This window comes from Neoalteromonas arenosi (genome assembly GCF_030362855.1).
GTDB classification, from domain to species: Bacteria; Pseudomonadota; Gammaproteobacteria; order Enterobacterales; family Alteromonadaceae; genus Alteromonas_E; species Alteromonas_E arenosi.
The window spans coordinates 800,724-815,578 of the sequence record NZ_JAUCBP010000007.1; the positions used below are offsets into that span (position 1 = coordinate 800,724).

A 14,855-nucleotide genomic window follows, 5' to 3' on the forward strand; every position below is an offset into this window, starting at 1 on the left:
TTAATTATCAGCTTCGCCGCGGGGAAACGAGCGAGGCTGCATTTTTAATTTTTATTTGTTTATTAAACCAACTTTTTCCATTACTGCAATGATTGATCCGTATTTTTTGTTGAAAAACGCATCAACACCGCCCTACTTTAGGCTTTTTGCCGCTCCAATGTGAGCCGGCCATCCAAATGAATATCGCGCTGTGGAAACGCAATGGTGATATTATTTTGTTTGAAGATCTCATCTATTGCGTGACGGATATTACTGCGGATAATCCGCAAATCACGCTCAGCACCCGCGCTGACCCAGAAGTACACTTCAAAAATTAATGCGCTATCGCCAAAATCATCAAAAATCACCAGTGGCTCAGGTACAGTTAACGCATCTTTATTGTTTGTCATCACTTGGGTTATTAGCTCAGACACTTTGCGTGTCGGTGAGCCATAAGCAACGCCAACTTTAACTGACGTGCGTACATTGCGGTCAACTAACGTCCAGTTGATCACAGTATTTTCAAGTAATTTACTGTTGGGGATGAGCATATGCACACCATCCACCCTGCGGATCCGCGTTGAACGGGTATTAATGGATTCAACAAAGCCTCGAGAGGTATTTTCAATTTCTAAAAAATCACCGATTCGGATTGGGCGCTCCCACATTAATATCCAACCGCTGATGAAGTTGTTAATGATGTTTTGGGCGCCAAAGCCTACACCAATCGCTACGGCACCGGATACAAAAGCAAAAGCAGTGATAGGAATATTAAAAAAATCTAGCGTTGTGATCACTAATATGATCAGGGTGATAAAAAAGAACAAACGCATTGCGAGATGCGCAACATCAGGGCGCACATTGCGTGCTAACAAGCGTTTTTTGAGAAAACCGCTAACCCAACTCAGTGCATATAACCCCCCTATCACCAAAATAGGTACTAGCAAAACCTGACCAAGCGTAAAGGTTTGCTCATTTGCGGTGAACAGTTCTCTATCGAGCAGGTTGTTGATTTCTTCTAACATTGCTTACCTCTTCAGTCAGCAAACTCAAATCTGATTCCCTGAGTAATAACAGCATCACTCATACATCTTTATTTATCAACTTAAACAGATACTTATTTGTCACCAAGTAAGTTTCTATCATTGATTACAGAACAATGATAAAACGGTCTTTAAGTATTGAGATCCTATGTTTGCGAAGTTTTTATACAACGCGATACATACAAAGTTTGAAGAAAAGTATTCTATACTTAACACGAATATACATATTCCAGCCCAATAAAAGAGAAAATTATGAAGAAGTATCCACTGGTAGTATCTGCAGTTTGTTTGTTCGCATTATCCCTCCCCGTAACAGCCACTCTCGATACGAGTGCTGCAGACAGCCAACAACGAGATAAGGCGGATAAGGAAGCCGACAAACAACAGCGCAAGGCTGAAAAAGAAGCGCGAAAACAGCAGCGTCAAGCCGAAAAAGTAGAGCGTGAGTATGACCGCGAAGCTCGTCTAGAGGCCGAAGAACAAGCTAGGGAAGCTGAAAAAGATGCACGTGAGCGTGAACGCGAGGCGCGTTTACAGGGTGAAGAACGCGCCAGAGAAGCACAAGAAGAAGCGAGTGAGCGACGTCTAGATGCAGAAGAACGTGCCAGAGAGGCACAAGAAGATGCGCGTGAGCGAGGAGAAGATGCGCGTGAGCGAGGAGAAGAAGCACGTGAAGACGCTGGGAAGCGCACTAAACAGAAGGCCAAAGATAAAGGCAAAACAGACGAGCCGTTAGCTAACTAATCGACCTTTTCGATCGTTTTCAGTGCGTCTAGCCTCTATTGCTAGCGCACTGTTACCTCAAACCCGACTGATATGGTTTCTTATGAGTGTCCAGTTACTTTACTGATTGGCGATAACGTCATTAGCCTCGGTTTATAGACCAAAAGGTGTTGCAACAACGAAAAACACTACAGCCACAGAGGCTATACAAGTGGTAATAATCCCGCTCTTTTTAGACCGCATCCAGCCGGACAACCCAATACTCACTAACAAACTTAGAAAACCTAGCCCATAGCCAATTAGCATCCCAGCCCACAAAATCATAATGACTGATTCGTTTACTGTAATTGGAATTTCGGGATGCAATAGAATTGTTAATCGCCAAGATGCCACTACCGCAATCAACAAACTACAGGCCGCTAATGTTGAGGTGGAAACAATCCAACTTACTGATTTCTTCGGTGACGTAAAAACAACGATAGTGACCAAAATCGTTGTAGATATCCCGCCAAGAAAGGCACTAACGAAAGATAGCTGCTCAGCAACTGCAATAATGTAGTTTGGTGTGAGCTCCTGCATGTTGACTCCTTTACACTGAGTGACGTTCTTTTATTAGCAGCAGCGCAAACAAGACTCAAGTTTTCACGCGAAAAAACATTTGTGAAAATTTGATTTGAGAGAATGGCTTATCGCCTACAGATAAAAAAAGAGCGGCTAATCGCCGCTCTGTTTAACTCGCAGTTTGTTCTGTTGTCATTGTTTGTGGCAATGGCTTTTTGCGTCTTAGTACGGACTTAAAATCATCCAATATGAGATATAACGCCGGCACCAGCAACAATGTAATAACGGTTGCAAACAAGATCCCGAATGCTAGAGAAATTGCCATCGGGATCACCACTTGCGCCTGCAAACTACGCTCAAAGATGATTGGTAACAAGCCCATAAAGGTAGTTAACGAGGTCAAAATTATTGCACGGAAACGTTGAGCACCCGCCTCTATCGCAGCGTTGAGTAAAGAGTGGCCTTCTTTGCGCGCACGGTTCACAAAATCAACCATAATCAGACTATCGTTCACCACTACGCCGGAAAGTGCAATGATACCGCAAATAGACAATACGCTAACCGCTTGCCCAAGCAACAAATGCCCGACGATGGCACCAACAATCCCAAAGGGAATCACAGACATAATAATCAATGGTTGCGAATAACTCTTCAGTGGTATCGCTAACAATGCGTAAATCGCAAACATGGCGAATAGCATGCCTTTTACAAGGCTGATAGATGCTTCTTGTTGCTCACGCGAATTACCCTGTAATTTAAATTCAACGTGCGGGTAACGTTCTAGCAAGTCCGGGATCACGTTACTGGTGATATCGTTAACTGCCTCACCCGGCTCTAAAACTGCGGTGTCGACTTTTGCCGAAACGGTTACAGAACGAAACCCATCAACACGGATAATCGAATCAAACCCTTGCCCTAACTCAATATCTGCAACCTGTTTAAAGGGCACTTCTTCACCAGAAGGTGTGCGCACACGCATATTTTCTAAGTGCCCAATGGATGTCCGTTCCTCTTGTGGGTAGCGGATCATGACTTTGACTTCTTCATCATCACGCTGGACTCGCTGCGCTTCAGCGCCATAGAAACCAAAACGCACTTGTTGTGCCAGCTGCTGTAACGACAGCCCTAACGCTTGAGCTTCTGGGCGAATGTTTAACACAACTTCATCAGAACCACCGCTGAAAGTATCGTTAATTTCCGTAATGCCTTCATAGGATTCCAAGAACACTTTTAAGTCGGTGCTAATGGCCCGCAACTCATCAATGTCAGAGCTGTTAAACTCAAAACTTAAATCAGAACCACCGCCTGGACCACCCGGTGCACCAATGGTAAATGATTTCACACCCGGTATTTCGGGCACGTATTTACGCCATTCGTCATGGATTTCTGTATCACTTAATTCCCTATCTTCACCTTTGGTAAGTTCAACAAAAACCTGACCACCAAGCGCACCGTTATCAAACGCGACGGAATGCTTCACCACGCCTACGCCATACTTCTCTACCATTTCCTGATCCATCTGGCGCATTGCATTGAGTACGACTTGTATACTGTCATCACGCTGCTGCAAAGACGAACCGGGCTGGAGTTCAACAGTTGCCATCATAAAGTCATTCGGTATCGTCGGGAAAAACACCGAACGCACAAAGCCGCCTTTCAGCAGGCCCGCAGTTAAAATCAGCATTGCGAAAAATACTGCAAGTGTGGTGTAGCGATTGCTCACGGCTTTCTCTAAAAACGGGCGATATTTGTGTTTCACAAATGTCTTTATTCCCTCACTAAAGAAATCTCGAAAACGTTGCAGACCATTAGCCTTAGCGGGATCATATGGCTTCACCTTCATATGGACTAAGTGAGCGGGCAAAATAAGCTTTGATTCGACCAGCGAAAACGCTAAACAGATGATCACGACCAAACCAATGGTCTTCCATATCACACCGAATACACCGCTAACCATTAACATCGGGGTAAAGGCTGCAATTGTAGTGAGAACACCAAAAGTTGCAGGCATGGCGACTTTTTTCACGCCCGCTATAACATTGTCGGTAGAGTGCCCTTTGCGGTCTATTTCGGTATAGGCAGATTCCCCCATAATGATGGCGTCATCAACGACTATCCCAAGTACTAAGATAAAGGCAAATAAACTGAGCATATTGATCGATACAGCAATAGTATCGAGCGACATCACCATCAAGGTGCCTAAGAAACAAACGGGTAAACCAACGATTACCCAAAACGCTAATTTAATGCGCAAGAATAATGAAAGCACAATAAATACCAGCAAAGCTCCCATAGCCATGTTTTCGAGCATCATATTGAGTCGGTCTGCGAGGTAATACGAGCTATCCCCCCAGGAGTCTGCTTGGATGTTTTTCGGGAAGCTATCGCGATTTTCATCGAGATAACGATTAATTTCTTTGGAGATTTGTAATGCGTTTTGATCGCCCACAGCTTGAACACGAATACTAACTGCGGGTTTACCGTCAAACAGGGCAAATTGGTTCTCTTCTACAAAACCGTCATCGATCGTAGCAATGTCGCCGAGTAATAAACGCGTACCATCTGCCCGCGTACTCAGTACGATTTGCGCAAAATCCCAGCCAGTATAGGCTTGACCCGCCGTTCTTAAAAGTATGTCACCGTTGCGTGATTTGATCGCGCCGCCAGGCAAATCTATTGACGATTGGCGAACCGCATTAACTACATCATTGAACGTCAGGCGGTACTCCTGTAAACGCTGCTCAGATAATTCAATTGAAATCTCATAATTCCGATCGCCGACCACGGCCACTTTTGAGATCCCAGGCAGATTTGCAAAATCGTCGCGTAAGTCTTTGGCAAACTCTTTAAGTTCGCGTTCACTGGCATCGCCATACACCGATACCCAAATCACGTCTTGTTGCGCTTTAACGCGATACACTACGGGTTTTTCAGTGTTCGCAGGAAAACTCGGGATAGCATCGACCTGTGCCTTTACTTCGTCAAGCAAGGTTTGTGTATCGTAGGTATCTTCCACCTCGATATTAACGCTACCAAGCCCCTCGACTGCAGTAGAGGTGATTTTTTTGATCCCCTCAAGGTCTTTTATCGCCTCTTCTACTTTGAGAATAACCCCTTCTTCAACTTCTTGTGGCGCTGCACCTAGATATGGCACTCGCACTTGCACAATATTCAGTTCAAGGTTGGGGAAGACTTGTTTTTGAATCGCAATCGCACCAAATAACCCGCCAACGATCAAGATGATCATAAGCAGATTCGCGGCAACATTATTGCGCGCAAACCACGCGATAACGCCGGTATGGGTATCTATTTTATTCATTACGCATCACCCTGCTTAGCAATCTCGTCGTCACTGTCTTCAACGTCTTGTTCTGATTTAGTGGGCTCGGGCTCAACAGGATCAGAAGAAAGTCTAACAGGCATGCCGTCGTAGGGATTGGGAACCGCACTTACCGCCACTTTATCGGTGGGTTGTAGCCCACTGCTGATATACACAAACTCCTCATCTGCCCGCACAACTTCTACATTGCGAATTGCGATTTCGCGCTCTGGGGTCACCGCTAATACGCTGCCATCTAACCGTAAGGTATGACGCGGTAGAACAATAATATTATCGGCTTGTTTACCACTGATCGCAGCGTTGACAAACTGTCCAAAACGCAGTGGTAGGCCATTGCGTTGGCCATTGCGCAGGTACGGATCATTCACTTCAACAACGGCATAAACAACGCGCGAGCGCTGATCTAACACCCCTTCACTGCGCACCACTTCCCCCTGCCAAGCGCTCGGTTTGCCCGCGACGACAGCTGAAAGCTCAACGGGAAGTGTTCGCCCACCGTCGAGATTAACGAATGCAAGATCACTATCAGTTAAAGGTAAGCGCACTTCTGCTACATCGGTGGAGTAAATCTCGCCGAGATTCGTTTGCGCCGAAACAAACTGTCCAATATCTGCATTTCTGGCAACAACCATCCCTGCGTAAGGCGCGGTTATTTTAGTTCTTGCCAAATTGCGCTTGGCACGCTCCAGTTGTGCTTGGGCCGCCTTAACATTAGCCTGCTCTCTGGACAGTTGTGGCTTACGCAAGCCCAATTCTGGTGGCACGGTATTGTTTACAGAACGCCATTCTTGTTCTGCGACCCGCCCTCTTGCTATCTCTTCCTCCAGGGCAGCTTGACTGCGCGCGAGTTCCGCTTCGGCTAGTTTTACATCGGTTTCGAAATCAGCTGACTCCAGTTCCAGTAACACATCGCCTTGTTCAAAAAAGCCACCTTCAACAAATACAGGAGATATAGCAACTATTCGGCCGGATACTTGAGGTGTTAATACGGTTTGATTTTTAGGGACAACATTGCCTTGTGTTGCTACGGTAAAGACCACATCAGTAGCAGTAAATGCTTCTGCTTCAACAAGCAAAACAGGCTGTTCAACTGGCTTTTTTTCAGGCGCTTGGCGCATGCTCCCCAGGACCACAAACCCGACGGCAGCAACCACTAAAATAATAATCGGAAGTCCAGCTTTTCTAATCGAACTGCTCATATTTATCCTTGCCAGTAACTAAATGTAAGTGTGCAAACGTATTCTATCGCAGGTCGGACGAGAACCTAATCAATAGTTTGTTAAATATTATTTCAAATTGTTTCTGCCCTTTACGTATCAGTAAGCACCTTTGGCCAGAATTATTATTCTGAATTTCAATAAGTTGCTACCAGTTTCACTGAGTAAAAGATGCGCTTTGTTAATACCCTGTTAATTTTAGCCGCAACTTCAAACATATGTGAAATATTGCAACATTTATTTCACATTAAACCCACATAATAATGCTTGATCTGGTTATTTTATCGCCGTATTTTGAAATTTTATTACACCACTTGGGTACACACACATGATCGCGAAAAAACAATTTCTTAAGTCAAAGCCTGTTTGTAAGGTCACTTTCAAACTTTCACCAGAAGAAGCAAAATCAGCTGAAACGGTTCGTTTAGTTGGTGAGTTCAACGATTGGGATACCGCAGTAGCGCCAATGAAAAAACTGAAAGACGGCAGTTTTTCGCAAACGGTTAGCCTTGAAACAGCAAAAAGCCACCAATTCCGCTATTTATTAGACGATAAAGAGTGGGAGAACGATTGGCAGGCAGATGCCTATGTGCCGAGTGAGTTTGGTTACGAAGAGAACTCTGTCGTAGCGCTTTAAGCGGCATACAGGGAGGCGAAGCCTCCCTAGCTTTTGTTTTACAGTGAACTTTCCAGTTCAGGTAAGACTGTAAATAAGTCACCCACTAAGCCGTAATCAGCAACTTGGAAGATAGGCGCTTCTTCGTCTTTGTTGATCGCCACAATGACTTTTGAATCTTTCATACCTGCCAGGTGCTGAATCGCGCCTGAGATACCAACAGCAATGTACAATTGTGGCGCAACGATTTTACCCGTTTGGCCAACTTGCATATCGTTGGGTACAAAGCCGGCATCAACCGCAGCACGCGAAGCACCAATGGCTGCACCTAACTTATCAGCAATACCGTTAAGTAAGGCAAAGTTCTCACCGTTTTGCATTCCTCGGCCACCGGAGATAACAACTTCAGCGGCGGTCAATTCAGGACGCTCTGATTCTGTAAGCTCTTCTTTCACAAATGCCGATTTACCCGCACTTGCACCAACGCTAACAGACTCAACGCTTGCACTCCCTTCTTCACCAGCAGCGTCAAAAGCTGCTGCGCGCACGGTAACAACTTTAATTGCATCACTGCTTTGTACCGTTGCTATCGCATTACCTGCATATATAGGGCGCACAAATGTATCACTGGATTCAATCGCAATTACATCTGAAATCTGCGCAACATCAAGTAACGCAGCCACACGAGGCATAAAGTTTTTACCCGTCGTTGTTGCCGCTGCAACGATATGACTGTAATCACCAGCCATACCAACGACCAAGTCTGCAACATCTTCAGCCAGTTGATGTTCAAGCGATGCATCATCGGCGAGTAATACGTTATTTACTCCAGAAATCTTGGCTGCTTGCTCTGCAACGGCTGCACAATTTGCACCCGCGACCAATACTGTAATGGTGTCACCTAATGAAGCTGCTGCGTGAACTAGCTTATGGGTTTCGGTTTTTAATGCCTGATTATCGTGCTCGGCATAGATTAAAATACTCATGAAATCACCTTTGCTTCATTTTTCAACTTATCAACTAACTCAGCAACGTCAGCCACTTTTACACCACCTTCACGAACGGGTGGCGGCGTTACTTTTAACGTAGTCACATTTGAGGTTAGGTTAACACCCAAATCCGCAGCATTAATCACATCTAGTGGCTTGCGTTTGGCCTTCATGATATTGGGCAACGAGGCATAACGTGGCTCATTTAAACGAAGGTCAGTGGTAACAACCGCTGGTAGTGAAAGCTTAACGGTTTGCAAGCCGCCATCGATTTCACGTGTAACCGCAACACTGTCGCCATCAACAGCAACCTCTGAAGCAAAGGTACCTTGCGGCATCTGCGTCAGGGCCGCTAACATTTGACCGGTTTGGTTGTTGTCTGAATCGATTGATTGTTTGCCTAGAATAACCAATTGCGGCGCTTCCTGTTCTACCACTTTTTGTAGAATTTTAGCCACTTGGAGAGAATCTAAGTTCTCGGCTGTATCGACTTGGATACCGCGATCTGCACCTAAGGCTAATGCAGTACGAATTTGCTCTTGGCACGCCTTGTCACCAATAGAAACAACCACAACCTCTGTTGCTACACCCTTTTCCTTTAGGCGAACCGCCTCTTCAACTGCGATTTCACAGAAAGGGTTGATTGACATTTTAGCGTTAGTTAAGTCAACACCGCTGTTATCGGCCTTTACTCTGACTTTAACGTTGTAATCAATTGCGCGTTTTACCGCTACTAATACTTTCATTTTAACCTCGATGATGGGCTTTTTCGTGCCCTGCTTCGTAACTTTTTAGAGCAGGAATGAAGTTCGCGTCAATGTACTTACAGTTGACGTAAACGTCAACCGCAATTACCCTGCATCACAAGAACTAATTTACCTGTTTTTAATAGGGTAAATTATTTGTTTAATCAATAATTCACTATAACAACCTTGAAGAAATAGGAGCATGTTGTGGAAAGAGAATCGATGGAATTTGACGTTGTAATAGTCGGTGCAGGACCTGCGGGCCTCTCTACTGCATGCAAACTAATGCAACTGGCGCAGGAAAAAGAACAAGAGTTGATGGTCTGCGTCGTTGAAAAAGGCAGTGAAGTCGGTGCGCATATTTTATCGGGTGCGGTTTTTGAAACCAAAGCGATGGACGAATTGTTTCCAGACTGGAAAGAAAAAGGCGCGCCAATCACGACGGCTGTGACCGAAGACCATATTTATTTGCTGAATAGTGAAACTAAAGCGCGCAAGCTACCCAATGCTATCACGCCAAAAACCATGCACAACCAAGGCAATTACATCGTCAGTATGGGTAACGTTACGCGTTGGCTCGCCGAACAGGCAGAACAACTCGGGGTTGAAGTATTCCCAGGCTTTGCTGCAGCCGAAGTTATTTATAATGAAGACGGCAGCGTTGGTGGCGTTATTACTGGCGACATGGGCATCGGCGAGAATGGTGAGCAAAAAGACAGCTACATGCCAGGCATGGAGTTGCGCGCTAAGTACACCGTATTCGCAGAAGGTTGCCGTGGTCACCTCGGTAAAGAGCTGATTAAGAAATTCGAACTCGACAAAGACGCGTCTCCACAACACTACGCCATTGGTTTTAAAGAAATCTGGGATATTGATCCTGCCAAACACCAAGAAGGTTTGGTTGTGCATACCGCAGGTTGGCCGTTAAATGATGCCACGGGTGGGTCATACCTCTATCATGCTGAAAACAATCAAGTATTAGTTGGCCTCATTGTCGATCTTAACTATACAAATCCGCATTTAAGCCCGTTTGATGAGTTTCAACGGTTGAAACACCACCCTGTACTTGCGCAATACTTAGAAGGCGGCAAGCGCGTCTCCTACGGAGCGCGTGCTATTGCTAAAGGTGGTTATAATTCATTACCGAAGATGACCTTTCCCGGCGGTTTATTGGTTGGCTGTGATGCAGGCACTCTGAATTTTGCTAAAATCAAAGGCAATCACACAGCTATGAAAAGCGGCATGCTGGCTGCTGAAGCGTTAATCGAGGCCTTAAGCACTGAACAAGCACATACGGAACTGACTGGTTTCACTGACAAGTTTGAGCAAAGCTGGTTGTTCGACGAGCTTTATCGCTCACGAAACTTCGGTCCTGCAATTCACAATTACGGAACCTTCTGGGGCGGCGTATTTAATACAATCGATCAAAACTTCTTCAACGGTAAGATCTTCATGAACTTGACCGATGAAAGTCTCGATCATGCCAATATGCAGTTGGCTTCAGAAGCCACTAAAATTGATTATCCGAAGCCGGATGGCAAATTGAGCTTCGACAAGTTGTCATCAGTATTTTTATCCAATACCAACCACGAAGAAGATCAACCCTGCCATCTGCAATTACAAGACAAGAGTATCCCGATCGAAGTCAACCTTGCGAAATTTGATGAGCCAGCGCAACGCTATTGCCCTGCGGGTGTGTACGAAGTTGTTGACGGTGAAGACGGTAAGCCGAAATTCCAAATTAATGGTCAAAACTGTGTTCACTGCAAAACTTGCGATATTAAAGATCCCTCTCAAAATATTCGCTGGGTAGTGCCTGAAGGCGCTGGTGGCCCGAATTACCCGAACATGTAGTCACTGCAACATGTTGCATTATGAAGTGCGAAAAACCGCACGAGATTCGGAAGCTAAGCCGTGGTTAGTTTTGATCCACGGCTTATTTGGTAGTTTAGATAACCTCAATGGCATCGCACGCTCGTTAGCTAATGATGTCAACTGTGTGCTGGTTGATTTACCTAATCACGGCCTATCTAAAACAATCGAGTTGATTGACTATCCAGACATTAACCAAGGGTTAGTTAATATGCTTGCTGAGCTAAGATTGGCTCGCGCACATTTCCTCGGTCATTCTCTGGGTGGCAAAGCCGCCATGTATTTTGCTTTGCACAACCAAGCGGCGTGTGAAAGTTTGATTGTCGCAGACATTGCACCGGTTAGTTATCCTCATCGGCATCAGGCGGTTTTTGAAGGTTTACAAAATGTCGACTTGGCGTCTGTTACCAGTCGCCGAGATGCACTAAAGCAACTGAGTGAACATGTAAAAGAGCCTCCCACACAACAGTTTTTACTCAAGAGCTTGTATCAACACGAAGATTCTTGGCAATGGCGGTTTCGCGTTGATGAGATTATCGCTAGCTACCCTGCACTCATTGACTGGCCGAGTATCGATGAACAGTTTACCAACCCTACACTCTTTATTGTCGGAGGTGATTCAGATTACGTCACGCCCGACCACCAAGCGACGATCCGCTCGCTGTTTCCCAACGTAAAAGCTAAAGTTATTCATGGTACAGGACACTGGTTACATGCCGAAAAACCGACGGCGTTTAACAAGATCGTCAAGGACCATATACAAAAACTGTCAGTTTAAGACCGTTTGACGATTTTCCCCGCGAGTACTTCGTGGTATATTCGGCGCCAATTTTTTTAAGGCTGTGTAGTTCAACAACATGATCGCAGACAATTACGAGCAAATAGAAGCAATCGTTCTCAATGTGTCGCTTCTCGCATTGTTCCTCTTGATGGGTTATGCGGTGCATGACGTATTACAGAAGAACGATGTGCCCAAAGTCGGCCGTTATGTGGCCTATGGGGTATTGTTTTTGGGTTCATTAGGATTTATTGCAAAAGGCATAATCCAACTGTTCTTTACCAGTTCAGGCGTTTAACGCAAATCTGTTTAATTGAGGTGGAATAAATGGCAAGTGTTGGCCTATTTTTTGGCAGTGACACTGGCAACACAGAACATGTTGCCAAGATGATTCAAAAAGAGTTGGGCAAGCAGCTCATTGATGTGCACGATATTGCAAAAAGTACCAAAGAACAGATCGCTGAGTTTGATCTGCTCATTTTCGGTATTCCTACGTGGTACTACGGCGAGCCACAGTGTGACTGGGACGATTTTTTCCCAGAGTTAGAAGAAATTGACTTTGAAGATAAGCTGGTTGCTATCTTTGGTTGTGGCGATCAAGAAGACTACGCAGAGTATTTTCTAGATGCCATGGGCATGATCCGCGATATCGTAGAGCCTCGTGGTGCCATTTTGGTTGGTCAATGGCCAATTGAAGGTTATGATTTTGAAGCGTCTAAAGGCATGGCGGATGACGAGCACTTTGTTGGCTTAGGTATCGATGAAGACCGCCAACCGGAATTAACGGAAGAGCGCGTAAAAGCGTGGTGTAAACAAATTCATGAGGAGTTGTGCTTAGCTGAGCTAGCATAGTTCACAACGCCATCATAAAAGCCCGCTATTGCGGGCTTTTTTTCGCGCAGTAAACGGGTGTTTACGTGGATGACAGGGATTACTCGCGTCAAAATTAAACCTTAAACTTATCGACTGCTTGTTTCAAACTCGCCATTTGTTGCTCGATTTCAGCGGTAACTTCCGATGATTTTTGCGTGCTCGAGGCAGTGTTTTCGGCTAACTCTACGATTTGATCCAAGGTTGTTGCGGCTTGATCTAACAGCACATCCTGTTCTTTTGAATCAGCGACTATGCGATCATTAATTTGCGTTAACGCATTGACAATTTGTGTAATTTCACTGACTTGTGCATCCACTTGCTGCGTTACTTCTACGCTTTCCTGAGCTTTCAATTTACCTTCATCAATCGCTTTAACTGCCTGGTTCGCATCTGTCTGTAGCGATGCAATCATTTTTTCGATTTCTTCAGTTGAATCGTGAGTTCGGTTTGCTAGCGTTCTCACTTCATCTGCAACCACAGCAAAGCCACGCCCTTGTTCACCGGCCCGCGCGGCTTCTATTGCTGCGTTTAGGGCTAATAAATTAGTTTGCTCGGCAATCGTTTTAATAACATCCAATATGCTGCCAATATTGCGGCTATTCTCGTCTAGGCGACTAACAATTTGCTCTGACTGTTCAGCTTGTTTTGCTTGTGATTTAACCTGTTGGCGGCTGCGCTCAAGCAGCTTGATCACCTGTTCACTTTGCTCGTTAGCCAACTGCAGTTGCTGAAGAGACTCTTCAACTTGTTGCAGATTACTTTGGCTTTTCATGCGCACTTCGTTGGTATTTTCACTGGTACGCTGAATTTGTACACGCTGCTTATCGACTTGCTCAAGACTCAAACGTGCCATTTCTCCACTGCGCTTAGTAACATCATCAAGAATGTGCTCTTGTTCGAGGATGTTACCTACCAGCGTTCTTAAGCTACCCGAAAGTTCATTCACTTTACGTGCAAGACTAGCAAATTCACAATGCCCATCCTCGTTGAGTCGCGTAGTAAGGTCACCATCAATGAGCTTATTCAGCCCTTTATTTATCCGACCTAATGGTACAGCGATACTGCGAGTGGCAAGAAACGCTAAACCAACAACCGCAGTCAAACCAACAATAGAAATAATCAGGCTTTTCAGAATATTCAAATCAACGTTGTCGAGGATCTCGTTTTGGCCTTCGAGCGTTTGTTGGCTGATTTCGTTGAACAACGCATCAATATTCGCCAACCCTTGATCGAGTTCCTTCCTGGCAGTTTGATAATTGGTGTCAGCTTCTGCGATTGCCGCAAGTTTCTCGCGTTGTGTTGCAAATAAACCGTTAGGGTTTTCCAACGCATTCTTAAGGGCGTCAAACTGCTCATTAAACATTTCAACAATACCTTCATCATCGATAGTTTCTGCCAGCCTATTCGCATAGTCTTTATCGACTTCTATATTGCTAATAGCGTATTGCAAATCATCGAGAATTACGCTGCTGAGTTCTGGATCATCAGAGGCTATCAGTTCCTTTGTCGCTCCAAGCATCGGCGCGAGTTTGTTATCAATACCGGCACCAGCGCCAATCAGGGTTTGCAAACCTGGATCATCGCTACTTAAATACGACAAATCGATCATCAATGCACTGGCTTCATCGGCATAATCGATTACTTCTTGCCCAACAACCTGTGCGTCGGCGCGCAAGGCTAAGTGACGCGCTCGAGCAATATACATTTGCTCGCTGGCTGTCAAAAACGCTTGCATGGGTTGTAATTGTTCGAGTTGATCGGCGTTTATTAAAGTAGAAAGTGCGGCTATCACTTCGTTAAATTGATCGCGGTTAGCATCGAATAGCTGCTTATTTGTAGCAAGCTCCGCGCTGTTTCGCTCGTGAAAACCGTTAGTGGTGATGTTGGCCAGGCGCAATGCACCCGCTTGAATGTCAATGACTTCGGCCTGAACCGGCATTTTTTCTTTAACAACGGACTCAGCGGCTTGGCTAATATCCTTAAGGCCCAGATAACTCAAAAAGCTCGTCAAAAGCAACAATAGACCTAATGCAAGAAAGCCGAGAACTATCTTTTGAATGACCGTCAGTTTCATGCTTAAATTTTCACTACTTTATCATTAGATTTATACACGTTAGC

Annotated in this window: 13 protein-coding genes; 6 read left to right on the plus strand and 7 right to left on the minus strand. The window is 45.1% G+C overall.

Features of this window, described 5'->3' with window-relative positions; translation table 11 throughout:
• Window positions 1-137: 137 nt before the first annotated feature.
• A complete protein-coding gene (locus QTP81_RS09910) occupies window positions 138-1,004 on the minus strand; it encodes a mechanosensitive ion channel family protein (RefSeq protein ID WP_289365195.1) in 867 nt (288 codons plus the stop codon).
• A gap of 270 nt (window positions 1,005-1,274) precedes the next feature.
• Between QTP81_RS09910 and QTP81_RS09915 the strand changes: the two genes are divergently transcribed.
• Entirely contained in the window at window positions 1,275-1,766 is a 492-nt protein-coding gene (locus QTP81_RS09915; RefSeq protein ID WP_289365196.1) for a hypothetical protein, read from the plus strand.
• Between the two features lie 132 nt (window positions 1,767-1,898).
• On the opposite strand, the gene QTP81_RS09920 is transcribed toward QTP81_RS09915, so the two are convergent.
• From QTP81_RS09920 to QTP81_RS09930, 3 genes are all read right to left on the minus strand, one after another.
• Window positions 1,899-2,324, minus strand: coding sequence for a hypothetical protein (locus QTP81_RS09920; RefSeq protein WP_289365197.1), 426 nt, complete (start codon window positions 2,322-2,324; stop codon window positions 1,899-1,901).
• 151 nt (window positions 2,325-2,475) lie between these two features.
• Window positions 2,476-5,625 (minus strand): efflux RND transporter permease subunit, encoded by a 3,150-nt coding sequence (locus QTP81_RS09925; RefSeq protein ID WP_289365198.1) that lies wholly within the window; start codon window positions 5,623-5,625, stop codon window positions 2,476-2,478.
• The gene (locus QTP81_RS09930) at window positions 5,625-6,845 is read right to left on the minus strand and encodes an efflux RND transporter periplasmic adaptor subunit (RefSeq protein WP_289365199.1); all 1,221 of its coding nucleotides are present in this window, start codon (window positions 6,843-6,845) and stop codon (window positions 5,625-5,627) included. The genes QTP81_RS09925 and QTP81_RS09930 overlap by 1 nt, the downstream gene beginning before the upstream one ends.
• Window positions 6,846-7,191: 346 nt before the next feature.
• Between QTP81_RS09930 and QTP81_RS09935 the strand changes: the two genes are divergently transcribed.
• Window positions 7,192-7,500 (plus strand): isoamylase early set domain-containing protein, encoded by a 309-nt coding sequence (locus tag QTP81_RS09935; protein WP_289365200.1) that lies wholly within the window; start codon window positions 7,192-7,194, stop codon window positions 7,498-7,500.
• Window positions 7,501-7,538: 38 nt separating this feature from the next.
• Here QTP81_RS09935 and QTP81_RS09940 read toward each other — a convergent pair whose 3' ends face one another.
• On the minus strand, window positions 7,539-8,465 hold the full coding sequence (locus QTP81_RS09940; protein WP_289365201.1) for an electron transfer flavoprotein subunit alpha/FixB family protein: 927 nt from the start codon (window positions 8,463-8,465) through the stop codon (window positions 7,539-7,541).
• Window positions 8,462-9,214 carry an electron transfer flavoprotein subunit beta/FixA family protein gene (locus QTP81_RS09945; protein ID WP_289365202.1) on the minus strand — a complete coding sequence of 251 codons (753 nt, stop codon included), beginning with the start codon at window positions 9,212-9,214 and terminating at the stop codon, window positions 8,462-8,464. The genes QTP81_RS09940 and QTP81_RS09945 overlap by 4 nt, the downstream gene beginning before the upstream one ends.
• Before the next feature lie 222 nt (window positions 9,215-9,436).
• Between QTP81_RS09945 and QTP81_RS09950 the strand changes: the two genes are divergently transcribed.
• The 4 genes from QTP81_RS09950 to fldA all read left to right on the plus strand — a co-directional run bounded on the left by QTP81_RS09950 (window position 9,437) and on the right by fldA (window position 12,716).
• Complete coding sequence (locus QTP81_RS09950) at window positions 9,437-11,068, plus strand: electron transfer flavoprotein-ubiquinone oxidoreductase (protein WP_434532978.1); 1,632 nt, start codon at window positions 9,437-9,439, stop codon at window positions 11,066-11,068.
• Between the two features lie 10 nt (window positions 11,069-11,078).
• The gene (locus QTP81_RS09955; protein WP_289365204.1) at window positions 11,079-11,864 is read left to right on the plus strand and encodes an alpha/beta fold hydrolase; all 786 of its coding nucleotides are present in this window, start codon (window positions 11,079-11,081) and stop codon (window positions 11,862-11,864) included.
• 79 nt (window positions 11,865-11,943) lie between these two features.
• Window positions 11,944-12,162: a DUF2788 domain-containing protein gene (locus QTP81_RS09960; RefSeq protein WP_289365205.1), complete on the plus strand. Its 219-nt coding sequence runs from the start codon at window positions 11,944-11,946 to the stop codon at window positions 12,160-12,162.
• Between the two features lie 29 nt (window positions 12,163-12,191).
• Window positions 12,192-12,716 carry a flavodoxin FldA gene (gene fldA / locus QTP81_RS09965; protein ID WP_289365206.1) on the plus strand — a complete coding sequence of 175 codons (525 nt, stop codon included), beginning with the start codon at window positions 12,192-12,194 and terminating at the stop codon, window positions 12,714-12,716.
• A gap of 94 nt (window positions 12,717-12,810) precedes the next feature.
• On the opposite strand, the gene QTP81_RS09970 is transcribed toward fldA, so the two are convergent.
• On the minus strand, window positions 12,811-14,811 hold the full coding sequence (locus tag QTP81_RS09970) for a methyl-accepting chemotaxis protein (RefSeq protein WP_289365207.1): 2,001 nt from the start codon (window positions 14,809-14,811) through the stop codon (window positions 12,811-12,813).
• Window positions 14,812-14,855: the final 44 nt, after the last annotated feature.